The 23374-nt window shown below is 39.1% G+C and carries 21 protein-coding genes; 14 read left to right on the plus strand and 7 right to left on the minus strand.

Annotated features, from left to right (window positions below):
• Positions 1 to 146: 146 nt before the first annotated feature.
• Together EWM59_RS07060 and EWM59_RS07065 are read right to left on the minus strand one after the other, a co-directional pair.
• On the minus strand, positions 147 to 812 hold the full coding sequence (locus EWM59_RS07060) for a hypothetical protein (protein ID WP_130020251.1): 666 nt from the start codon (positions 810 to 812) through the stop codon (positions 147 to 149).
• Between the two features lie 29 nt (positions 813 to 841).
• Positions 842 to 2917 (minus strand): DUF5916 domain-containing protein, encoded by a 2076-nt coding sequence (locus EWM59_RS07065; protein WP_229239309.1) that lies wholly within the window; start codon positions 2915 to 2917, stop codon positions 842 to 844.
• A 368-nt stretch (positions 2918 to 3285) separates the two neighbouring features.
• Between EWM59_RS07065 and EWM59_RS07070 the strand changes: the two genes are divergently transcribed.
• The 8 genes from EWM59_RS07070 (at position 3286) to EWM59_RS07105 (ending at position 10207) form a co-directional block, all read left to right on the plus strand.
• Complete coding sequence (locus EWM59_RS07070) at positions 3286 to 4170, plus strand: alpha/beta hydrolase (RefSeq protein ID WP_374755937.1); 885 nt, start codon at positions 3286 to 3288, stop codon at positions 4168 to 4170.
• A gap of 312 nt (positions 4171 to 4482) precedes the next feature.
• Positions 4483 to 4833 (plus strand): aspartate 1-decarboxylase, encoded by a 351-nt coding sequence (panD, locus tag EWM59_RS07075; protein WP_130020252.1) that lies wholly within the window; start codon positions 4483 to 4485, stop codon positions 4831 to 4833.
• Positions 4830 to 5822 (plus strand): lysylphosphatidylglycerol synthase transmembrane domain-containing protein, encoded by a 993-nt coding sequence (locus EWM59_RS07080; RefSeq protein WP_310587835.1) that lies wholly within the window; start codon positions 4830 to 4832, stop codon positions 5820 to 5822. The genes panD and EWM59_RS07080 overlap by 4 nt, the downstream gene beginning before the upstream one ends.
• 386 nt (positions 5823 to 6208) lie before the next feature.
• Positions 6209 to 6688 (plus strand): D-glycero-beta-D-manno-heptose 1-phosphate adenylyltransferase, encoded by a 480-nt coding sequence (rfaE2, locus tag EWM59_RS07085; RefSeq protein ID WP_130020253.1) that lies wholly within the window; start codon positions 6209 to 6211, stop codon positions 6686 to 6688.
• Positions 6689 to 6766: 78 nt separating this feature from the next.
• Complete coding sequence (locus EWM59_RS07090) at positions 6767 to 7465, plus strand: zinc metallopeptidase (protein ID WP_130020254.1); 699 nt, start codon at positions 6767 to 6769, stop codon at positions 7463 to 7465.
• A gap of 112 nt (positions 7466 to 7577) precedes the next feature.
• A complete protein-coding gene (locus tag EWM59_RS07095; protein WP_130020255.1) occupies positions 7578 to 8714 on the plus strand; it encodes an iron-containing alcohol dehydrogenase in 1137 nt (378 codons plus the stop codon).
• A 135-nt stretch (positions 8715 to 8849) separates the two neighbouring features.
• On the plus strand, positions 8850 to 9608 hold the full coding sequence (locus EWM59_RS07100; RefSeq protein WP_130020256.1) for a hypothetical protein: 759 nt from the start codon (positions 8850 to 8852) through the stop codon (positions 9606 to 9608).
• Positions 9609 to 9826: 218 nt separating this feature from the next.
• Positions 9827 to 10207 carry a nuclear transport factor 2 family protein gene (locus tag EWM59_RS07105; protein WP_130020257.1) on the plus strand — a complete coding sequence of 127 codons (381 nt, stop codon included), beginning with the start codon at positions 9827 to 9829 and terminating at the stop codon, positions 10205 to 10207.
• Between the two features lie 54 nt (positions 10208 to 10261).
• Here the strand turns inward: EWM59_RS07105 and EWM59_RS07110 are convergent, their stop codons facing one another.
• Positions 10262 to 11143: an EamA family transporter gene (locus EWM59_RS07110; RefSeq protein ID WP_130020258.1), complete on the minus strand. Its 882-nt coding sequence runs from the start codon at positions 11141 to 11143 to the stop codon at positions 10262 to 10264.
• 276 nt (positions 11144 to 11419) lie between these two features.
• On the opposite strand from EWM59_RS07110, the gene EWM59_RS07115 reads away from it, so the two are divergent.
• Entirely contained in the window at positions 11420 to 11926 is a 507-nt protein-coding gene (locus tag EWM59_RS07115; RefSeq protein ID WP_130020259.1) for a dihydrofolate reductase, read from the plus strand.
• Positions 11927 to 11948: 22 nt separating this feature from the next.
• Positions 11949 to 12497, plus strand: a complete 549-nt coding sequence (locus EWM59_RS07120; protein WP_165372131.1) for a Uma2 family endonuclease — start codon at positions 11949 to 11951, stop codon at positions 12495 to 12497.
• 2 nt (positions 12498 to 12499) lie between these two features.
• On the opposite strand, the gene EWM59_RS07125 is transcribed toward EWM59_RS07120, so the two are convergent.
• Complete coding sequence (locus EWM59_RS07125; protein ID WP_130020261.1) at positions 12500 to 13201, minus strand: LytR/AlgR family response regulator transcription factor; 702 nt, start codon at positions 13199 to 13201, stop codon at positions 12500 to 12502.
• A complete protein-coding gene (locus EWM59_RS07130) occupies positions 13198 to 14208 on the minus strand; it encodes a sensor histidine kinase (RefSeq protein ID WP_130020262.1) in 1011 nt (336 codons plus the stop codon). Before EWM59_RS07130 ends, EWM59_RS07125 begins: the two co-directional genes overlap by 4 nt.
• 166 nt (positions 14209 to 14374) lie before the next feature.
• Here EWM59_RS07130 and EWM59_RS07135 point away from each other — a divergent pair, with 166 nt between their 5' ends.
• From EWM59_RS07135 to EWM59_RS07145, 3 genes are all read left to right on the plus strand, one after another.
• A complete protein-coding gene (locus EWM59_RS07135; RefSeq protein ID WP_130020263.1) occupies positions 14375 to 14800 on the plus strand; it encodes a hypothetical protein in 426 nt (141 codons plus the stop codon).
• Between the two features lie 49 nt (positions 14801 to 14849).
• The gene (locus EWM59_RS07140; RefSeq protein WP_165372132.1) at positions 14850 to 15242 is read left to right on the plus strand and encodes a nuclear transport factor 2 family protein; all 393 of its coding nucleotides are present in this window, start codon (positions 14850 to 14852) and stop codon (positions 15240 to 15242) included.
• A 137-nt stretch (positions 15243 to 15379) separates the two neighbouring features.
• On the plus strand, positions 15380 to 17059 hold the full coding sequence (locus tag EWM59_RS07145; RefSeq protein WP_130020265.1) for an N-acyl-D-amino-acid deacylase family protein: 1680 nt from the start codon (positions 15380 to 15382) through the stop codon (positions 17057 to 17059).
• 137 nt (positions 17060 to 17196) lie between these two features.
• On the opposite strand, the gene EWM59_RS07150 is transcribed toward EWM59_RS07145, so the two are convergent.
• Complete coding sequence (locus EWM59_RS07150; protein WP_130020266.1) at positions 17197 to 18750, minus strand: phytoene desaturase family protein; 1554 nt, start codon at positions 18748 to 18750, stop codon at positions 17197 to 17199.
• 151 nt (positions 18751 to 18901) lie between these two features.
• Positions 18902 to 19609 (minus strand): gamma-glutamyl-gamma-aminobutyrate hydrolase family protein, encoded by a 708-nt coding sequence (locus tag EWM59_RS07155; RefSeq protein WP_130020267.1) that lies wholly within the window; start codon positions 19607 to 19609, stop codon positions 18902 to 18904.
• Positions 19610 to 19981: 372 nt separating this feature from the next.
• Between EWM59_RS07155 and EWM59_RS07160 the strand changes: the two genes are divergently transcribed.
• The gene (locus EWM59_RS07160; RefSeq protein ID WP_130020268.1) at positions 19982 to 23158 is read left to right on the plus strand and encodes a PAS domain S-box protein; all 3177 of its coding nucleotides are present in this window, start codon (positions 19982 to 19984) and stop codon (positions 23156 to 23158) included.
• Positions 23159 to 23374: the final 216 nt, after the last annotated feature.

Consider the following 23374-nt stretch of genomic DNA (forward strand, 5'->3'; position numbering starts at 1 on the left):
GGGATTTAGCTGATTGAACAGATTTCACTGAAACTCTTTAGAAAATCTAATATATTTCAGTAGGCACTATGTTTTTAAATCAGTTCCATCAGGTTAATCAGCTAAATCCCAGTTCAAGACAAAATCACCATATAACGGCTACTCAATTACTTAAAACTGATAATAAAGTGCGCAACAAAAGGATTCAGTTTCTGCGCATGTGGATTTTTAGACTCAAACGACTGGTCGCCCATTACTTTTTCGGCCACACTACTCAACGCCTGATTTTCGTAATCATAAGCTAATATGATTGATAAATAGCTTGTGCTGTCTGCATTCATCAGTTTACCGCCATTCCAGTCCACAACCGACCCACCATAGTCCCAGCCAAAGCCTGAGAAATTAAAAGGTTTTCCGTTTATTTGCTCTAACTCCGTCAGCTTTGTACCTACTTTTACCCCATTGGTTACGTACCATTGTACCTCATTTTCTTTGCCGGGCTCTACAAAACCTATCTCTACATACGCAGGGTCTTTAAAGTTAAGCGTATCTTTCCAGGTAATATGCGCTTCGTTGGGTGTACCTTTATAAATGATAGTCCCGATTGAGAACATTCCCTCTGCGCCATAAATGGTATCGTGTACACTTACATTGGCTTTACCTAATTTGTTGATTAATTGCTGCTCACTGCTTCCGCTCGTAATTAACCCTGCTTTTTCACCGGGAATACACTCCCAGTTACTAACTATCGCCTCGCTGCTATCAGCCAAAGCAGTTGAATCAACTTTTTGTTCGTTGGTATCAGATGTACAGGCATTCAATAAAATACTCAACAGTATTATTGTGAATAACAACCTCATATTCAGAATTGTTTAAGGTAACTGATTTTGGCAATTACGTGGTCTTCTATTTGTCTCGGTTTTTGTAGCAGATTATCAAATTCTCTATGATTATACACCACATAAATATAAGACAATGGTTGGTATTCCCACGACAGACGAATATTATAATTCTGCGACAGGTTTTCAGCATTTTTCTGATAAAAACCTATCAACTGCACACGTGGGTTCAGGGCAAACCGACCCTCAATGCTATATAAATCTACGTCTAATTCACCGTTAGCTTCCTGAGCGAGAGAGCCCACCTTATTGAAATGATTCCGGTTATATCTTGCTAAAATTGAAATATGCGGAATAGGTGCTATCTGCAAACGAATATCGTGTGAGTTCAGACGTCCGTTAAAGTAAGTACCCCATTCAAAGGAAGTATTCAGACTAACGATTGCCGAGGGATTAGTACTGGCATAAATCTGATGCCTTACATAATTGTAATCACCATTATCAATCTGTACTCCTAATGGCACGAAAGGCTCTGTAAGCCGTTGGAATGTGGGATTAATCAGGTAGCCAAAGAACCCACCTCGCTGAAAATTCAACCAGATAGGATTAATATTCAGTTGTCGTTCAATCAGTTTTCCGGTAGAAGCCTGATGATAAAACTCGGTCATAATACCCGGTTCAAATGCACGGATAAACTTCTTGAACGGAATCCATTTACCCCGGTTAAAGAAGAAAATCCCCGGCGTAGTACCGATGACATCGCTTCTTGAAACGAAACCCATTTCAGGGTTAAAGTCTTTGGTTACAATAGATTGAGTCCACCAGATTTTAAACTGGTTAGTGGTATAATAATATTGGGCAAAACCTGAAAAACCTGATTTACCGGTATTGGAAGAGGTTGAATAAACCGCCATTGTATTCAATGAATGCGACTCACTTAAACGGAAAAATCCATCAATGGTACCTGTCAGATTGGTGCCATCAGGGCGGTTTTTTACCGTTACCAATCCACCGATGCGGTTCTGTTTACCAAAGTTTTCAGAGTATCTTCCTACAAAGAAATTAGTACCGGGTGTATCCCCTACTCCTCGCTGGCGCATGGCAATTGCCCCGTAGTTTCTTTTCAAGGAACGGTACACAAATCTGCCACCTACATCAATCGGAATCGGATTACCACTATCGTCCAGCCCTATGGTTCGGCTGAAAAAAGGTTGTACACGCATACTACCTCCCGAAAGGTCTTCATTTGGCCCGACACCTACGCCAAAAAGTGAGGCATTTTCTAAGAAAAACTGTCGCCTTTCAGGAAAAAATACGGAGAATCGGGTTACATTATTTACCTGACGGTCGGCATCAGCCTGAGCAAAGTCTGTATTGACTGTTAAATCTAAAATAGCATTCGGGTTAATGGCCCATTTCACCTCACCCCCTAATTTATAGGTATTTTTGTCCGGCCTGTCAAAATTTTTATAGCGGTCGAACGAAGTCAGGAAATAAGGCTGGATACGCAAATTAGTTGAGGGTGGCGGTGGTTGCAGGTTGGTTAATACCCCGGCGTAGTCCATACGGGTATTGGTAAAAGTACGGGGGAAAGGCGAAAAAGCCGATTGCTCGTTGGTCAGGCGTCGGTTACGGAATACGTTAAAACCCCAGTTCTGAATCAGAGAATCAGTTTTAGGATAACGTAAAGTCTGCCAGGGTACGGCCATTTCAGCCACCCAGCCGGAATCGGTACGGGTAGTACGTACACGCCACAGACCATCCCAGTCAATGTCGTAATAAATATCGTCGAACGACAGAAAGTCTCTCTGCACGCCGTAAGGATTGGTTACCAATGCCATAGCATTGCGCTTATCATTGAACCCATCAAACGACAAAGCCACTAAATCGTGCTGTCTGAAACTAAAATCCCGCTTGAAGTCAGTGGCACGTATGGCTTTTTTACCCAGAGAATCACGGGCAAAAATCCCAAAATACAGGTAGTTTTTATTGTAAAGCACACGTACATCTGTCCGTTGGCTCGGCTGCTTTCCCTGAAAAGGTTCAATCTGAATAAAGTTTGCTATAGGTTTGGCAAACTTCCATTCAGCATCATTCATCACGCCGTCAATCCGGAGATTAGTACTGATAAGTGTGGCTTCTATCTTTTTTTTTTACTGAGTCGGGTTTAAAAATTTCTGCGTCCTGGGCAAAAGAAAAAGAAGTAATAAAAAATAAAAAAATAGGTAGTTTTTTAATCATACAATGGGTAGCTTTTTCAGTTTTACAAAAATAGCAAAAACTCGTGTTTTTTTCTATTCTAAGGTACAAATTGAGAAATAAATCTCTCATTAAAACCTGAGTACGCTACGCTTTTCTATATACGGACGATTTGAAAAATCGTGATACAATGCTCAAAGAATCTCGTCCTATTTATTAGTTTTGTTGCGCTCTTAATTATTTACTATCTCATTCTAATCTCAATTCTATGATGAAAAACTTCCGCTTAATTGTTTTCTCTGCTTTATGCTTTTTGTGTTTCTATGCAAATGCCGCTACGGTTGATAGTCTGGATGTACCCAGTGCTGTTATGAACAAAGCTTATAAAGCTGCCGTTGTATTGCCTGCTTCGTATGCCAATAGTAAGGCGGCTTATCCGGTATTGTATTTGTTGCATGGCGGGTCGGGGCATTTTCGTGACTGGCTGACCTTAACACCGGATAAAATGCTGGTGAAGAACCTGGCTGACCAGTTTAATATGATTATTGTTATGCCCGAAGGCGAGACCTTTGGCTGGTATCTTGATAGCCCTGTTGACCCCAATAACAAGTTTGAAACCTATATCACCAAAGAAGTGATTCAGAAAATAGATAATACTTATCGTACTGTTCGTAGCAATAAAGGCCGGGTAATCACAGGTTTATCAATGGGCGGACACGGTGCTATGTATTTATCTGGCAGACATCCCGAATTGTTTTGTGCGGCAGGTACCATGAGTGGTGCAATGGATATGAACTATACTAAATTCAGGATAAATGAAGATTTTGCCAAATCGCTCAAAGACCGTTTTCAGAAATTATTAGGCACCTCAGATACTTCTGACGACGTGTATGTCAAAAACTCTATCATCAATATGGTAGATGCCATTAAAAAGAATGGAATGCCCATTATTATTGATTGTGGCGTAGATGATTTTCTGATAGAAGCCAACCGTGAATTACACCACCGTTTATTGTATAACAACGTTCCGCATGATTACGTAGAAAGACCCGGCGCCCATACCTGGGAATACTGGCAGAATTCATTGCCCTATCATCTACTTTTCTTCCAGAAGGTTTTGAAAGGTAATGGCTCGGCTGTTGAAGGGAAGTGACAACCTAATTTCTCCGACAACGACAGCGAATGGAAACAGTCCGCCGCTGCGGTCGCTGCCTAAGATAACAAAGGTTATTATTTTTAGTGGCCGACTTAAGTCGGCACATATATAAATAATATTCCATTGTTTTCTTAGCCACCGAATTCTATTCGGTGACCCACAAGAACGTCCTTCAATCAAAGGACGCTCTTTATATTACAAATTCATATCATAGCCTAAACCACCCCAAGGAATTTTATTCTACAGCCTGATGTTTGTTTACTAAGCAATTTTATAATTTTGCACCACTATCAAAAAAAGGAAGGTATTATGCTTGTTAATATTTTTAAGTCGAAAATTCATAGAGTGAAAGTTACCCAGGCAGAGTTGAATTACGTAGGGAGTATTACGATTGATGAAGATTTGCTCGACGCCGCAGGTATTATGGAAAACGAAAGAGTACAGGTAGTGAACAATAACAACGGCGAACGTCTGGAAACCTACGCCATTAAAGGCAAGCGGGGCTCAGGCATTATCTGTCTGAATGGAGCAGCAGCCCGCAAAGCAGAAGTGGGCGATATTGTGATTATTATCTCGTATGCGTGGATGACACCCGAAGAAGCCAAAACTCATAAACCCCTTGTCGTGTTTCCTGATGAGAATAACCGTGTAGTGAAATGATAAAAAAGGTTTTGCAATATGTTATTTCGTTGGCAGTAGCCGGAGGTTTATTATGGTTTGTTTTTAAAGATATAGATTTAAACGCCCTTTGGGAAAAAATAAAACAAGCCGATTACAAATGGGTAGGGCTATCGGCTGTTTTAGCCTTAATTGCCCATTGGAGCCGGGCTTACCGCTGGGCATTAATGTTGCAACCTTTAGGCTATAATCCTTCTGTTTTCAGAACTACCTTAGCCGTATTAGTTGGCTATCTGGCTAATCTGGTTTTTCCAAGAGCAGGTGAGTTTGCCCGTTGTGGCACGCTCAAAAACCTCGACGATATTCCTTTTGAAAAATCTTTTGGTGCAGTAGTGGCCGAAAGAATAGCCGATGTACTGGTTTTACTGGTTCTAATTTTATTGAATTTATTATTAGAATTTGACCGCTTGAGTACATTTTTTTTCAATTTCTTCGGCGATAAATTCAAAAATCCGATTTTGTTATTGGGCTTGGGGGCTGCCTTTCTTATACTGGCTTTTATGGCCTTTATGACCTTTAAACGCAATCAAGATAAAATTTCACAATTACCACTGTATCAGAAAGTCGCCAATGTTATTAAGGGATTGGCCGATGGCTTTTTAAGTGTGCGCAATCTCAAGAACCCAATGGTCTTTGTGTTCCATACGGTTTTTATCTGGGTAATCTATTACATCACCACTTATGTGCTTTGTTTTGCCTTACCCGAAACCGCCAACCTTTCGCCATTAGCCGCCTTAACTATTTTTGTGATGGGTTCTATCGGAATGGCAGCACCTACGCAGGGGGGTATCGGCAGTTATCACTTTTTAGTGGGTAGTATTGTCGTATTATATGGATTATCAGAGCAGGACGGTATTACTTTAGCAACATTCCTCCATGCCATGCAAGGGCTGTTTTTTGTGGTGGTTTTTGGGGTTGTAGCGTTTTTATTGACACTTGTTTTGCCGAAGAAAAAGTTGGAGGGTGTTTGAAATTCGTTTAGATTTCTAAATTCAATATATAAAAATGAGCGATGAAGAATATAGAGAATTAGAGATAAAGATTCTGCTTGAACGTTATGAGAAGTTCAAGAAAGACAGGATTTTGAGGAGACAATAAGGAAGTTGAAAGAAAAGTATGGTTTAGAGGTTAATAGTAAGTAAAACCTACATATTTTATTAAATTAGTTAGCTTGGGCGCCCCGGGGCTTCGACTCCGCTCAGCCGCCGAATCCGAGTTTTAAGTGCCAAAGTAGAGAGGACAACCAGGCAATTGAGATAAGAAATCAACAAATAAACTGAAGCCTATCCGGTGCCTGAGCGAAGTCGAAGGCCGCGCATAGGAGGCACTCGAACAATTATAAATTTTAAGCGCACACATGACTGAATCAAAAATACAAACTAAAGAAGAAGCCCTGAAACAAATACAGCAATGGCAATCTGAAGGCAAAAAAATCGTTTTTACTAATGGATGCTTCGATATTGTACACTTAGGGCATATCGACTATTTGGAGAAAGCCCGTAATTTGGGCGACAAACTGGTATTGGGTTTAAACACAGATGCTTCGGTGCGAAGGCTGAAAGGGGAAAGCCGCCCCATTGTGAATGAATATGCCAGAGCAAGAATGATGTCAGCCTTTGAATTTGTAGATACTGTCATTTTGTTCGATGAACCAACCCCTAAAGAACTGATTGAGACACTTTGTCCGAATATTTTAGTGAAAGGGGACGATTATACGGTAGCGAACATTGTTGGAGCAGATTTTGTTATTAGTAAAGGAGGGGAAGTAAAGACTATTTCGTTAGTAAATGGCTACTCAACTACTTCTATTATTAAAAAAATAAAGGATTTAGACTGATACCTTTAGAGGAGTGTTAAACCTGCTCACAAAAAATCCGTCAAACTACTATCACAATTAAAATGAAAAAGTAAAGCTATGATTTTTGTAATAAGTATTGTTTTTATGCTACTTGGTCTGGCCGTTTCTTCAAGATTGAAGCGGAAATTTGCCGAGTATTCAAAGATAGGTTTGTCTAATGGTATGACAGGGGCTGAAATAGCCCGCAAAATGCTGAACGACAATGGCATATATGATGTAAGAATCACACAGGTAGAAGGCCAGTTAACAGACCATTATGACCCGCTCAATAAGACTGTTAACCTGAGCTATGATGTTTACAATGGCAATAGTGCCGCTTCGGCCGCTGTAGCAGCTCATGAGTGCGGACACGCCGTGCAACACAATATTGCTTATGCTCCATTGAAAATGCGTTCGGCCTTGGTGCCTATCGTAAATGTGGCTACTAACGCCATGAATTTCTTTTATATGTTTGGGTTTATGTTTATGGCCTATATTTTCTCAAAAAATACTCCTATGGCCCAGACAGTTCTTTTAGGCTTAATAGTAGCCAATGCTATTATTGCGGCCTTTGCATTAATTACACTACCTGTTGAGTACGATGCCAGTAACCGTGCGTTAGCCTGGATGGAAAACAGAGGCGTAGTAAACAGCCGTGAGCATGGTATGGCTAAAGATGCCTTGAAATGGGCTGCTCTTACGTATGTAGTAGCCGCAGCCGGTGCAGTAGCTAACTTGCTGTATTACGTGAGTATGTATCTGGGCAGACGCGATTAAGCATTGCTTACAAAAAAATAAAGGGAAACCATCAATCAAACGAGCTTATTAATTACTTTTGTTTGATTGATGGTTTTCTGTTTTTTTACTCATTTTAACTTTATTTTCTATTGTGATTTCGACCTACAACTTCCCTACTAAAATACGCTTTGGCGCAGGTGCCGTAGAAGAATTAGCTGATTATCTGAAAGATAATAACCTGTCAAAACCACTTATCGTAACCGACCCGGTGGTAGCAGGTCTACCTTTCCTAAAGCGAATTGCAGAAAACTTACGTCTTAAAGGTATCAGTGTTGAGGTTTTCTCTGATATTCACAAAAATCCTGTGAAATCAGATGTCTATAAAGGCGATGAGGCTTACCATGCTACCGACCGTGACAGTATTATAGGCATTGGTGGCGGTGCGGCTATGGATGTGGCAAGGGCCATCGTGTTACGCATCAATCACAGAGAAGATTTATTCAAGTATGATGACCTGATTGGCGGAGATATTTATGTAACCAACGATGTTCCGCATTTTATTACCATTCCAACCACTTCGGGTACAGGTAGTGAAGTAGGAAGAAGTGCCATTATTGCCGACGACGAGACACACCAGAAGAAAATTCTTTTTTCGCCTAAATTGCTGGCAAAAATTGTTTTCGCTGACCCGCTCCTTACGATGGACTTACCTCCATTCGTAACGGCAGCTACCGGAATGGACGCTTTAACACATAACATGGAGGCATTTTTAGCCAAAATGTATCACCCGATTTGTGAGGGTATTGCGCTGGAAGGTATTTCTTTAATCCACCATTCATTAGAAAAGGCTGTTATTAACCCTGATGTTGATGCACGCAGTAAGATGTTATTAGGTTCAATGATGGGTGCTATTGCCTTTCAGAAAGGTTTAGGGGTAGTACACTCATTGGCTCACCCGCTTTCATCGTTGCTTGATACGCATCATGGGTTGGCCAATGCTGTAAATATTCCTTACGGCATGCAATTCAATATGGCAGGTTTTGAAGACAAGTTCCGTAGAATTGCCCGTACTTTAGACCTGAAAGAAGAAACAGGCGAATCAGTAGTAACCTATTTATTTAATCTCAACAGCCGTATCAATATTCCACATCGATTAAGAGACATTGGTGTCAGAGAAGAGCATATAGAAACCCTTGCAGACTTAGCTATTGCCGACTTTGCCCATCCCAACAATCCGAAACCTGTGAGCAGGGAAGATTTCAAAGCCTTGTATTTAGAGGCGTTATAGAACAGCAAGTATAGGCATCATAGGTTTAAACGGAATAGACATAAACAACGCTTATAATATTGTTGACTATTATAAGAAAAACGCATTTTTTAATGTTATTTTTGTTTAGATATTTACTCGTATTCGTTACAACCTATGAAAACTTTCGTACTTCTTTTCACATTAGTGGCGCTGCCATGCTGCCTTATAGGGCAAGAACTCTATAATCCGGCCAAAGATTACCGTTACTTTATAAGAGATTCAAGAATTTCGGATAACAATCAGACCAAAATTGTTATCAACGATAAAGGTGATACTACGCTTGTAGCTCATTACAAATCACAAGATGGGCCAAGCAGGACTTTCCAGGAATTTACCAAAGTCTTTAAGGGTACTCCGTTTTTTAAAAACGGGTGGTATAAGGGAATTATGAGTTCAGAAAACGGAAAAGACATGAGTTTTCTGATGGCTTACAATATCCAGAAAAACGTGGTATATGTAGTAGAAAACGCCAAAATGGATGCGGTGGCCGTACGACCGGAAGAGTTTACGATTGAAGGCCATACTTTCAGAAAATATGAAGATATATTTCTGGAGACGCTCTATATGCAGCGAAACATTCTGCTAAAGGGATATAGTTGTGTTTTAAGCACTGGATACTCTGAAAAGACGGGCTACGATACCCAAAGCGGAACAGCTGCCTATGAGGGCGAGTTCAGGAAATACCATAAGTATTTCACGATTCAGGACGATATGTTGAGAGCAGTACCCACCGGAAAAAAAGCCTTACAGACATTCCCGAAAGGTAAAAGACCTTTATTAGAACAATTTGTAAAAACTAATCATATTAACTTGAAAACTGAACAAGGGTTGATTGAAGTTTTCAGGTATTACGATTCACTTGGTATGATGTAAAAATATTCAGGGGGTGGCAAAAAATTTCTGCATTATAGCCACCCTTTTCTCTATCCCTCCCCCACATAGCTATTGTGTATCTGACCACAGACTTGAGTCATTTTATTTCACTCAAAAATGTTAATCAAATGAGCAAAATTTTGATAATCCTTGTTCTGGCATCATTCATTTTGACCTCTTGTAAAAACAGTCTTAAAAATAAAGAAACACAAAAAGATATGCTAACCGAAACTGAAACCCGGAAAAAAGCTACGCTTGCCGCAGTAGAAAAATTCAATGAAGCCTTCAACCGCCACGATGTTGAGGCTGTAATGAATGCCATGACCGAAGACTGTATTTTTGAAAATACAGCCCCGGCACCTGATGGTACCCGTATAGTGGGTGCTGAGGCTGTAAGAGCCTACTGGACAAAATTCTTTACGAATAATCCTGATGCTTTTTTTGAGGCAGAAGAAATATTTGCCGATGGTGACCGCTGTGTAGTGAGATGGATTTATCGGAAGACTAAAGACGGAAAACCCTGGCATTTGCGGGGTGTAGATATTTTCAAAGTCCGCAATGGCAAGGTTGCTGAAAAGTTAGCTTATGTGAAAGGATAAAATAGAATTACCTAAGGTAGGGGTTCAAAATTTTGAACCCCTACAGTGGTTGCCTTATAACAAAATAATCATTACCGAGCCAATAATCATAATTACGCCGCCAATCAGTTTTTTATAAATATCCTGTTCCTGAAAAATTCTATATCCTAAAAATATATTTACCAACACCGATAGTTGAAAAAGCGATAAGGCATAGCCCACAGGCATTTGCTGAAATATATAAGTGGTTGAAAACTGGGTAATACCAATACAAACAATAAGACCTACAAATATCCCTATTATTGATACTTCAATCTTTTGTAAGCTATTCTGTAGTTTTTCCTTGCTCCATAAAAGCAGCAGCAACGAAAAAACAGTGCCAAACCAGCACCAGGTAAAAAACGAATGAATATAAGAAGAAAGCAGAATTACTTTCTTACCCACAACGGCTTCAGTAGCTGTCAGAATCATCGCCCAGATTCTGAACTGAATTTCTTTACGTCTGAAAAGTTGCCATGTAAAACCCTCTTCGGTTGTATTCAACACAAAATAACTTCCGGCTATAATTAGCCCTACCCCTATCAAGCCCCATATATCAGGTATTTCATGCAATAAGAAAAAACCTATCAGCATACTGATAACGGCTTTGTAAGCATTAATTGGCCCTAAAACTGACAGGTCGCCTGCTTGCAGGGCTTTTACCAAAAACAGATTACCTAAAGCCCCCAATACGCCCATAATGACTGAGTAAATCCAGAAATCAGCCGATATATTTTCCCAATCTAATTGAAAGACAAAAGCCAGACATATAAGCCCCAGAATAAAATAAGTGAGGAAGTTTACAAACAAAGGCGAAAGCCCCTGAATAGTCAGTTTTTTCTGAAAAACATTGGCAAACGGATTGGAGAAGATTCTTAGTAAAATGGCAATGGAAAGTATGAGAATAGTACTTGTCAAAGGGATAAATAGGTTTAGTTTTTCTATGAACAAAAGTAAAGATTTAATCTATTGCCGATTGTTTTTTGTATGACGATTTTTCAAATCGTCGCTCGGCGAATACTAAAGTAATTTAAATGGCATACTTTATTTCTTTTATGAAAATGGTCAAATCTACATGGTTAATTTATAAAATTCTGTCGAATTTTGACGATTTGAAAAATCGTCATACAATTTAAAACTTGCAAAATTTCAGAAAATTGATACTTTTATACTTCTTAACCATTACTAACCACCATGCCCATTATTTCTTTGATTGCTGCGATGAGTAAAAACCGAGCCATAGGGCTTCATAATGCCTTGCCCTGGAAACCTATTCCTGCCGACTGGGATAATCTGAAAAAAGTAACCAATGGCAAAAAGATGATTATGGGGCGTAAGAGTTACGATAATCCGCACAGAATATGGTCAGATGCTGGCAATTATATCATTACCCGTCAGCCGGATTATGAAGCAGAAGAAGGTTTTGAAGTAGTAAGCAGTTTAGAAGAAGCCTTAGAAAAGTGCGCTGACCAGAAAGAAGTTTTTGTGTTGGGCGGAGAAGAAATATTCAGGTTAGCCATACCAATGGCTGATAAAATCTATTTAACTCTCGTTCATGCGTTTTTTGAGGGCGACACTTTTTTCCCAACCTTTGATGAAAATGATTTTGATACAATAGAGCGCAAGGAATTTAAAATAGGAGAAAATACCCCTTATGATATTTCTATTTTGACTTATCAGCGGAAAGGATTTGATAAGTAATGACATTAAATCAATAATGGTAATGACAACGGAGAAATGGACTTATAGTGATATGTTAGCCAAACTGCCTGCCGAATCTCGCTATGAAATTCGGAATTATAATCTTATTGATATGCCTTCACCTACTGAAAAACATCAGGAATTACAATTTAAGCTGACCCTACTTTTAGGAAATCATATTGTCGCCAATAAATTAGGTAAATTCTATCAAGCACCTTTTGATGTCATACTCGATGAGGGAAATACCGTTCAGCCTGATTTGCTTTTTGTGAGTAACGAAAACAAAGAAATTATCAAAGAAAGAGGTGTTTTTGGTGCGCCTGATTTAATGATAGAAATTGTATCTAAAGGCTCCATCATCCGCGATTATGTAGAGAAGAAAGAAGATTATGAGAAATTTGGCATTAAAGAATACTGGATTATTGACCCTCAGAATAAATTTATACAGATTTTCAGCCTTGAATCAAACAAGTACAAGCCTTATTCCTCTGCCGACGGCGAGGAATCCCTGAGTGTAAAATCAATCGTACTAACCGGATTTGAATTACAATGGAGCGATTTATTTGAATAATCTCACAACATTCGGTTACTGACTTTCTGCAAAAAACTCTCCCGGTACTTTTCCGAAATAGGCAAGTTTTTCTCCTGTATAATCACCTGATTATCGCTGATTTTCTTGATTTTATTGCAGTTGATAATGTACGACAAATGTATTCTGGCAAAATTGGCAGGTAGAGTTTCTTCCAGCTCCCGCATCAGCTTATAGGTAATTACCTTGTCTGTTTCCGTTACCAGACATACATAATCTTTTAGTCCCTCAATATACAGAATATCATCATACTCCAATTTGATAATCTCTCTACCCGATTTTACAAAAATATGCGCCTCGGCCGGGTTTGAAACTACTGCTGGCTTTACAGGTTCAACCATTTGCAAACGCTTTACCGATTTCAGAAAACGCTCAAAAGTGATAGGTTTCAGCAGGTAATCAAACGCATTTTTCTCGTAGCTCTCAATGGCAAATGCAGAGTAAGCGGTGGTAAATATCACTTTCTGTTTTTCGGGCAGAAAACTCTTCAGTTGCATTCCTGTCAGGTAAGGCATTTCGATATCTAAAAAAATCAAATCAACTTCGTTTTTTTCCAGAAAAGCAATGGCTTCCATTGCATTGAAACACTTGCCTGCCAATGCTAAAAAAGGCACTTGTCTGATGTGGTTTTCCATCAAGGCAACTGCTAAAGGCTCATCGTCAACAATCAGGCAACTGAATTTCATAATACAGGAAATGATAAAGAGGCATAAAAATAACCGTCTTTGCAATAAGCCTCAAACCCAAAATTATCAGGGTATAGCAAAGCTAATCGCTTCTGCAAATTAGATAAACTCCGCCATGTCGCCGCTTTCTGGTTAAAGGTTTTATTTTTTACGGTATAATGCAGAATCGAATTGGCTAAACTCAATGAAATTTCGGCTTCATTATCTTTCAGGGTTTTATTAACCCCATGCTTAAAAACATTCTCTACAAAAGGTATCAATAGCATGGGCGGTATTAAAAAATACCTGTTGGCAATGGTATTCACAAAAGTCAGTTTCAGCGGATTCAATATTCTTATTTGCTCTAATTCGATATAGTTTTCCAGAAACTTAATTTCGGTTTCTAACGGCACTTTTTCTTTAGTGGCTTCATCAACAAAATACCGCATCATATCCGATAATTTGGCTATCATTTCTGAGGTCTTTGGCGAATGGCTCACACTCAACGAATAAATATTATTGAGCGTATTGAACAAAAAATGTGGCTGTACCTGTGCTTTCAGCAGATTCAGTTCAGAGGTCAGTTGTTTGTTTTTCAGAATCTCCTGTGTATGTAATAAATCGACATAATCAATTGAGATACGCAATAGAAACCCAAACAGAAAGGCCAGAAACTGGGTAATTAACAGAAAAGAAAAATGCGTATAATTCCATCCGTAAAAGGTATGCCTGATAAATACCCTGTTCAGCAACTGGTCTTCAATCGACATTCTCAGAAAAACTGTTACCAGTAAAAAAGCTGTTGAGTACACACCATATTCCCAGTATTTATTCCGGTGAAAATATTTGATTATCAGATAATTAGCATTCCCATAAACAGCAACCAAAAAGAAAATTACAAAAATATTGGCGGTTACAAACCCGATTTCCCATCTGTTTTTTTGAGTAAAGTACAAGACAAGCATGGTATATACCATCATCCATAGCACTACCTGTATAAGTCTGAAATTAATTCTTGTCTGATTCATACCCAAATTTGCTTTTTTTCGGCAATTATCCCTAATTTTTTCGATAGCTGCCTGTTTTTTTTCGATGCTTTTCCATCTCTATCACAAGGTCGAAAAAACAGTCCAATCAGTCTAATAATATTTCCTGATTGATAAGCCTGCGCTAATATTGCACAAAAAAACAATTATGAAAAAGCTGATTCTTTTACTGGTGATAGGTTCTTTGACCTATCACCCAACCCATGCGCAAAAAGCCTCTTATGTGGCTATGGACATTGTTAAAGTCAAAAACGGACTCTGGAAAGAAGCCCTCTACTTTTTTGAAAACAACTGGAAACTGTATCGGGAAGACGCCATCAAAGAAGGCATTATCAGTTCGTATAAACTTCTGGTAAATAAAGCCGATAGCGTAAACAATAACATCATCTTGTTTACTGAATACCCTGATAGCTTATCTTACCGCAAAAGTGAAGAAAATTTTCGTCCGATTCTGAAAAAAATACACCCTAATGGCCCGATCTATCTGAACGAAAAACGCCGTAATGACTTTATGGAAACAGTGGTTTTTAACTGGTATAGGGTCTGGACAGATGACAAAGAAAAACGTAAATAAACCATTTATAATTATGCAAAAACTCATGCTTATTTTTTGCTGCATTCTTATGCAGTGTTCTCTCGCTTTGGCTCAAAAGTCAGACCTTGATTTAGTAAAAGAAACAGTTCAGAATTACATGGACGGCGGTACCTACGGCGATACCGCCAAAATGGCAAAGGTATTTCATCCGACTGCCTTTATGAAATTTGTTGATGTAAAAACAGGTGAGTTCAGAGATGTACCCATTGCCAGATATCTGGAAGGAGGTAAAGCCAGCGCAGGCAAAAAGGCTGACCGTACGACTAAAATCGTGAATATTGATATAACAGGCACAGCCGCACAGGCAAAATTAGAATTAGAATATCCTACTTTTAAATTCATAGATTATTTCAATCTCTTAAAAATCAATGGAGAGTGGAAAGTAGTAAGTAAGATTTTTTTCAGGGAAGACAAGAAATAGAATTTATATAGTTTGTTGAAATCTCAAAATCTATGTCAAAAATCTGACATAGATTTTTTTATTGCATTTTTCCAATAACTATCAATCCAAAAATCGTAATTTGTTGCACTGATTATCTTAATTAAACTATTACCCCAATGCGACACTCCCAACTCTTAATAGGACTATTGATTCTCTTTCTTATCACCTCTTGTGAAGAAAAACCTCTGTATGACATCATCATTAAAAATGGCCTTGTGTATGACGGCAATGGTGGTGAACCCGTAAAGGCTGATATTGCCATCATGGCTGATACCATTGCGTTTATAGGTGATTTATCAGGACAGTCAGGAACTAAACAGACCATAGATGCCAGCGGTCTGGTGATTTCACCGGGTTTTGTGAATATGCTAAGCTGGAGTACCGAAAGCCTGATTCAGGATGGCAGGTCATTAGGTGAAATCAAACAAGGCGTAACGCTCGAAGTAATGGGCGAAGGAGATTCGATGGGGCCGTTGAGCGATTCGGTAAAAGCCTATGCACAACGCCTGCAAGGGGATATTAAATATAAAATTGAGTGGACTACCCTGGGCGAATATCTTAATTATTTAGAAAAACGTGGGGTTTCTACCAATGTAGCCTCATTTGTAGGAGCGGCTACTGTCAGAGCCAATGAATTAGGTTATGCCAACCGCCCTCCAAATCTGGAAGAATTAGAGAGAATGAGGCAACAGGTAAGAAAAGCGATGGAAGAAGGCGCTATGGGTGTAGGGTCATCACTTATTTATGTACCAGGTACTTATGCCTCTACATACGAACTCACAGAATTAGCCAAAGTAGCGTCAGAGTATGGCGGAATGTATATTTCACATATCAGAAGTGAGGGGAACAAACTGGAAGAAGCCGTAGATGAAATCATAAAAATAGGGAAAGATGCCAATATCCATTCAGAGATATACCATCTGAAAGCCGCAGGGAAAGACAACTGGCACAAATTAGATAAAGTAATTGCCAAGGTAGATAGCGCCCGCAAAGCCGGGATTAATATCACAGCCGATATGTATAACTATATTGCAGGAGCCACAGGTTTAGATGCCGCTATGCCCCCATGGGTGCAAGAGGGTGGTTTACCACAGTGGCGCAGACGCCTGAAAGAAGAAATTATCAGAAGAAGAGTGGGTGAAGAAATGCAGGCCAAACAAAACGAATGGGAGAATCTTTGTCTGGCAGCAGGGGCTGATAAAACCTTACTGATTGGTTTCAAGCAAGACTCCCTGAAAAAATATATAGGCAAAACACTGGCAGAAGTAGCGGCACTACGCCATAAAACATGGTATGAAACTGCGATGGACTTGGTTATTCAGGACGATTCAAGGGTTGACGTGGTGTATTTTTTAATGAGCGAAGAAAATGTAAAAAAACAGATTCAATTACCTTACATGAGTTTCTGTTCTGATGCGGCCTCAATGGCACCGGAAGGCGTATTTCTGAAATCGAGTGCGCATCCAAGAGCCTATGGCAGTTTTACCCGCCTGATAGGAAAATATGTGCGCGATGAGCAGGTAATTTCTTTACAGGAAGCTATCAGAAAACTCTCGTCTTTCCCCTGCGATAATCTGAAGATTCAGAAAAGAGGAAGATTAAAAGTAGGCTATTATGCCGATATTTTAGCTTTCGATTTGGCTAAAATGAAAGACAATGCTACTTTCGAAAAACCCCATCAGTTATCAGAGGGTATGGTGCATGTCTTTGTAAACGGCCAGCAAGTACTGAAAGATGGCGAACACACGGGCGTAAAATCAGGAAGATTTGTAAAAGGGCCGGGCTGGAAGCCATAGATATGTATCACGACTTTTACGGTCCGTCGTTACGGAAATCGTATTGAATAAAGCTGCTATTAAATGGGGTATTATAAAACACTTCTACGTTTTATGATACCCCAAACTATTTGCCCGTCTATTATAACAGAAAATGGTTATTGATTTAGCACCACTTTCGCCGCATTTCTGCCGGGTATGCCGCTTACAGCACCGCCTCTAACAGCACCTGAGCCGCAGATGTAGATATGGTCATAAGGTGTTTCTACACCCCATTTGCCTATGTGATTGGTATCTTCGGCATAAAACCACGATAAGCCATTATGAAATATATTTCCTCTTGGCATGCCTAATTCTTTCTCTAAATCTACCGAGCTTTTGGCTTCCAGGCATAAGTTGCCTTCTTTGTCTTTAGCCAGACAATCCTCTAAGGGTTCTGCCAGATATTCATTAATTCCTTTCAGAAATTTTTCTACTACCTCTTTCTTGGCAGCTTCATTATCATGTACAAACAGTTCATAAGGTAAATCCAAGCCAAATACAGTTAGCGTATGATACCCCTGTTTTTGTAACTCTTCTGATAAAATAGAGGGGTCGGTCAGTGTATGGCAATAGATTTCACAGGCAATTTTATCAGGAATTTTACCTGATGCAGCCGTTTTAAAGGTTTCTTCCATTTGCTCAAATGATTGATTGATATGGAAAGTGCCTGCAAATGCCTGTTCTGGCTTTACCTGAGTGTCTTTTAACTGAGGTAGTCTTTTCAGCAGCAGGTTAATTTTAAAAGCAGTTCCTTCTTCTGTTGATTTGTAGGGTAAGGGTTTATACCCTAAAAGTTTTTCCAATACTTTTGGGGCAGCATTGTGCAGTATATCTCCGGCTGTTACCTGATATGGCTTTTCATGCTGCTTATAAATTATTTTAGTGCCATCTATACGCTTCACTTCTGCATCTGCTATTATTTCTACACCTGAGTCAATTGCTTTTTTTATTAACTGAGCTACCAGATTACCCATGCCACCTTGTGGCACCCGCCATTCGCCTGTCTTGTTGCCGATGATATGATAAATAAATGTCTTATTCTGTAACAAACTTTCGTCATAGGCATGGGTATAAGACCCTATTTTGGCATCGGTCATCAATACACCTCGAAGAATATCAGATTTTACATGGGTTTCTATGAATTTGCCGATGGGCTCTTCTACAAAACTTTGCCAGAGTTCGCTCTGGTTCTCCGCCTCAAAATAGGCCTTCCAGTCTGCTTTACTTTTTAGGGGTAACAAAAACGAATCCCATATCAATCCGGCAAATGTCTGTTGTTTCTTCAGAATAGTCTGGTACCCCTCCCATTCTTCCTCTCCATAGCCCATGTTCAGCACCGATTTCCGTGAAACTTCTTCATCTGCATTGCTGATAAGTAAGCCTTTATGTACCCCATTCTGCACATAAGGTGTATAAGAAGCAATATTTCTGCGGAGTAACTTTATATCAAGATTTAGTTCTTCAAAAATCTCTTTTGGAAAAAGACTTACCAGATAAGAATATCTTGAGAGATAAGCCTCATAATCAGGAAAAACTTTTTGTGAGGTTGTACCCCCACCTATATAATCGTTCTTTTCTAAAATCAATACTTTTTTACCTGCTTTTGCCAAATAACAAGCAGCTACCAGGCCATTATGCCCCCCTCCTATGATGACTGAATCGTAGATCATTTTAATTGATAAGTAGTTAAGTTGTCTGAACTATGATTTAGCTGATTAAATGATTTCTCTGAATTGTGGTTTTGATAATAGTAGAATGATTATCTGATAATAAAATGTTTAATGTCAAAAATCAATCAGGTAAATCCATTAATCAGTTCAATCATAGTTCAAGACTAAATCCCCCTGCCGCCTGAATAAAAACCTCTCTGATTCGGTTATTGAAAGGGTTCTGAAAATCTTCAATCCGTTCAGGGTGCCATTGCACCAGCGTCAGCGAATGCCCATTCGGATTTTTCCATTCAAGACCTTCTACAATTCCGTCTTCCGACAATGCGTTAACCACTAAAGTATCTGCCGGTACATCTACTGACTGGTGGTGTGCCGAATTGATTTCTCCTGTGGTAACACGGGTAATTTCAGCCAGTTCTGTGTCAGGAAAAACCTCTATTTGGTGGTATCGGTCTTTACCTTCATAATACTTGGAATGATTATTTTTTCCGATGCTCGGAATATCACCAATCAGGGTTCCCCCTAAAAAAACATTGGCAAATTGCAAACCTCTGCAAATACCTAATAACGGCACCTTATGCGCAAAAACATATTCACAAACTTTCCATTCAAACTCATCACGTTGTTCGTCCATAAACGCCGGGTTACACAAGGCAAGGTTTTCCGGTTTGTTATAAAATCTGGGGTGAACGTCTTCTCCGCCTGTAAGTAATACGCCATTACATTGGCTGATTTCTTCTAAATTATTTTCCTTGTATCCAAGTTTGATTATACGTATATTGTCGTTTTGGCATAGAACCCATTGTTCATAAATCGGGTGCTTTTCGCCGCAGTCAGTAATGCCAATTGTTATTTTCATCGAACAAATAGTGAAAAAGATAAGATAAAACGAGGTAATGCATCCGCTCAATAAGGAAACTATTGATTACTACGGAACATAAGATTTAACAATGTAAAAAGTCTTAGATGGTATGATTTTTGACTACTCAACAGTAGTTGCTCTCACAAAAATTGTAATTTATCAAACTAAAAACAAATAGTTTGTACAATCGCTGTAATAGCCATTATATTTACTTTTGCCGGAATCTTTCTAAAACGTAAAATCTGCTGCTATCATATTGTTTTAACACACGTTACGATATAAAATAATTTTGTTCATGCCTGAGTAAAATTATGATAAACTTTACGGTTTAGTGTTTGAGTTTGAAATGAATTTATTTAAACAAAAAGAATGACAGCCTTATTACCTGTTCCAGTCAACGAAAAGGATAGACTAAAAGCCCTGAAAAGCTACAATTTACTTGATTCAGTAAACGAAGAAGAATTTGACCGACTTACCAGATTAGCTTCCATTATTTGCGGCGTTCCTATTTCGCTGGTGAGTTTGGTTGATGAAGAAAGGCAGTGGTTCAAATCCAAAATTGGCCTGAAAGACAACGAAACCAGTCGTGATATTTCTTTCTGCCAATATACGATTATGGACAAAGCAATTTTTGAAGTAGAAGATGCTACACAAGACGAACGCTTCAAAGATAATCCGCTCGTATTAGGAGAGCCCAATATACGTTTTTATGCGGGCTATCCTTTGATAGACCCAAATGGTTATGCGCTGGGGTCTTTGTGCGTAATCGATGATAAACCTAAAAAACTGAATAAAAAGCAGGAAGAGGCACTTACGATTATAGCACAGGAAGTAATTTCACAGATTATTGCCCGCAAAGAAAAAGAAGATCTGAAAAACTATGAAACGCTTTTTAACCTCTCAAATGATTTGATATGTATTGTCAATGATGGCTATTTTAAAAAGATTAATCCGGCATTTAACCATACCCTTGGTTGGACTAATGAACAATTGTTAGAAAAACCGGTTCAGGACTTTATTCATCGTGAAGATATAGAAAATTCAAAAGAACAACTCAAAGCCCTCTCTAACGGCGAAAAAACATTAAGTATAAATAACAGATACAGAACAGCTGAAGGCGATTATAAACTGCTGCAATGGGTGGTTACCAAAGAACCTGATACAGGAAATTCGTATGCCATCGGCCGTGATATTACTGAACAGCATCGTATCGAACATGAGTTAGTAGAAACCAAAAACATGTTGGAGTCGACCAACAGGATAGCCAGAATTGGGGCGTGGAAAGTAAACTTAGAAACTAAAGAGGTAATATTTTCTGAAATTACGAAAGAAATTCATGAATTAAGCCCTGAGTACATTCCAACAATAGAGCACAGTATGCTCGTTACTAAAGGAGAAGAAAACAGGAGTGAGATTCAAAACCTGGTAGAATCTGCCATCAGAACAGGTGAACCTTTCGATACCGAGATCCAGATTGTAACCGATAAAGGCAATACTAAATGGGTACGGGCATTAGGTAGAGTAGAGTTTAGCCAAGGCAAGCCTAATATTATTTATGGCACTATACAAGATATAGACAAAGAGAAACAGGTAAGGCTTGAATTAGACAAAGTTTATACCGAACTAAAAGCCATATTAGATGCCGATTCAGGGGTTTCGATTATTACAAGCGATAACTTCGGTACGGTCAGGACTTTCAATAAAGGTTCAGAATTGATGCTGGGCTACAAAGCCGAAGAAGTAATAGGTATTAAGAAAGCAAGTACTTTCCATGACCCTGAAGAAGTGAGAAAACATGCAGAAAAAATAACTGCCGAATTGGGTATTACTTTAAGAGAGGTCAATGAAGCATTTGTAGCCAAACCGCGTTTGGGCATAACTGATACCAATGAGTGGACTTACATTACCAAGGATGGGTCAAGAATCACAGTTGAACTGTCAATAACGCCACTTACTGACCCACAAAAGAAAATTACCGGCTTTGTGGGTATTGCCAAAGATATTACTGCCAAGAAAATATGGGAACGTAAGATCATGCTCAGTGAAGAGCGCCACAGAGGTTTCTTTGAGCACTCTCAGGGTTTGATGTGTACGCACGACTTAAAAGGCAGATTCCTGACTGTAAATCCGGCCGGAGCGCAATTGTTAGGTTATTCGGCTGAAGAGTATCTGCAAAAATCTCTGTTTGATTTAGTGCCTGCCGAATATGCCGACGTAGTAAAGGCCTATCTGCATCAGATAAAGGAACAAGGGTACTTTAAAGGATTGATGAAAGTTCAGCACCGGGATGGTTCTTTCAAGACCTGGATGTATAATAATATTCTTTCTGAATTGATGGATGGCGAAAAATACGTAATAGGTAATGCTGTAGATATGACAGACCGTATTCTGATGGAGAAAGAACTGATTAAAGCAAAAGTACAAGCAGAACAGAATGCCCATGCCAAAGATGTGTTTCTGGCGAATATGAGCCATGAAATCCGTACGCCGATGAATGCCATTGTTGGTTTTGCCAATCTGTTGAAAGACACCCTTTTAAATGAAGAACAGGCGGAATATCTGTCTTATATTATTACCTCAACCGAAAACCTGTTAGGGATTATCAACGATATTTTAGATATTTCAAAAATTGAATCAGGGCATATTGTAATCGAAGAAATACCTTTCAGTATAAAGGAAATTGTAAAAACGGTAAGAAGTATTCTGAAAAACAAAGCTACTGAGAAAGGCCTGGAATTAGATTGTCGGATAGACGAAAACATTCCTGAAGTACTGTTAGGAGACCCGACCAGATTGAACCAGATATTACTCAATCTGGCCAACAATGCGGTTAAGTTTACTACTTCAGGATCGGTTAATATCATAGTAGAGCAAAACGCAAGTACCGATACTGAAACTACTATCGCGTTTAAGGTGGTTGATACTGGTATAGGTATTCCGCAAGACAAGATAGATATGATTTTTGACCGCTTTACCCAAGCTAATTCAGATACTACCCGTAAATTTGGTGGTACAGGCTTAGGGTTAAGTATTTCAAAATCATTGGTAGAGTTGCAGAATGGCGAATTATGGGTAGAAAGCGTACCAGACCAGGGTTCTACTTTTGCCTTTACACTTACTTATAAAAAGGTAAAAGACGAGGTATCAAAGAATAAAAACGGCAATAATATACTGCTCGTAAGCGATAAGAAAGTACATGTATTGTTGGTCGAAGACAATATTCTGAATCAGAAACTCGCTTTAAGAGTATTAGAGAAATTCGGGTTCACTTCTGACCTGGCAGCAAATGGCCGGATTGCAACAGAAAAAGTCAGAGACAATCGATATGATATTATTCTGATGGATTTACAGATGCCCGAAATGGACGGTTATCAGGCTACTACTTTTATACGCAACGAGCTAAAAGATACAACGCCTATTATGGCCATGACGGCACACTCATTGGTAGGCGAAAAAGACAAATGTATTGAAATTGGCATGAACGAATACATTACCAAGCCTTTCAATCAAAAAGAACTATTCGATAAGATCATGAGCTTTGTATAAGAATTGTCGATTGCATATTGTCGAATATTTTTTTATTGTCGAGTGTCAATTGCAGATTGTCGAATGGTAAACTCGACAATTTGCAATCGAAAATCGACAATCAAATTGACAATCCGAATCGCAATGGCGACCCGTTCGACATTCGACAATTCCTTTCTTCTTCCTAAGTTTACAATTTCTTAACATGTTTTCTTCCTACTATTGAAGAAACTTTCG

The sequence above is a fragment of the Emticicia agri genome (assembly GCF_004168285.1).
In the GTDB taxonomy this organism is placed as follows: domain Bacteria; phylum Bacteroidota; class Bacteroidia; order Cytophagales; family Spirosomataceae; genus Emticicia; species Emticicia agri.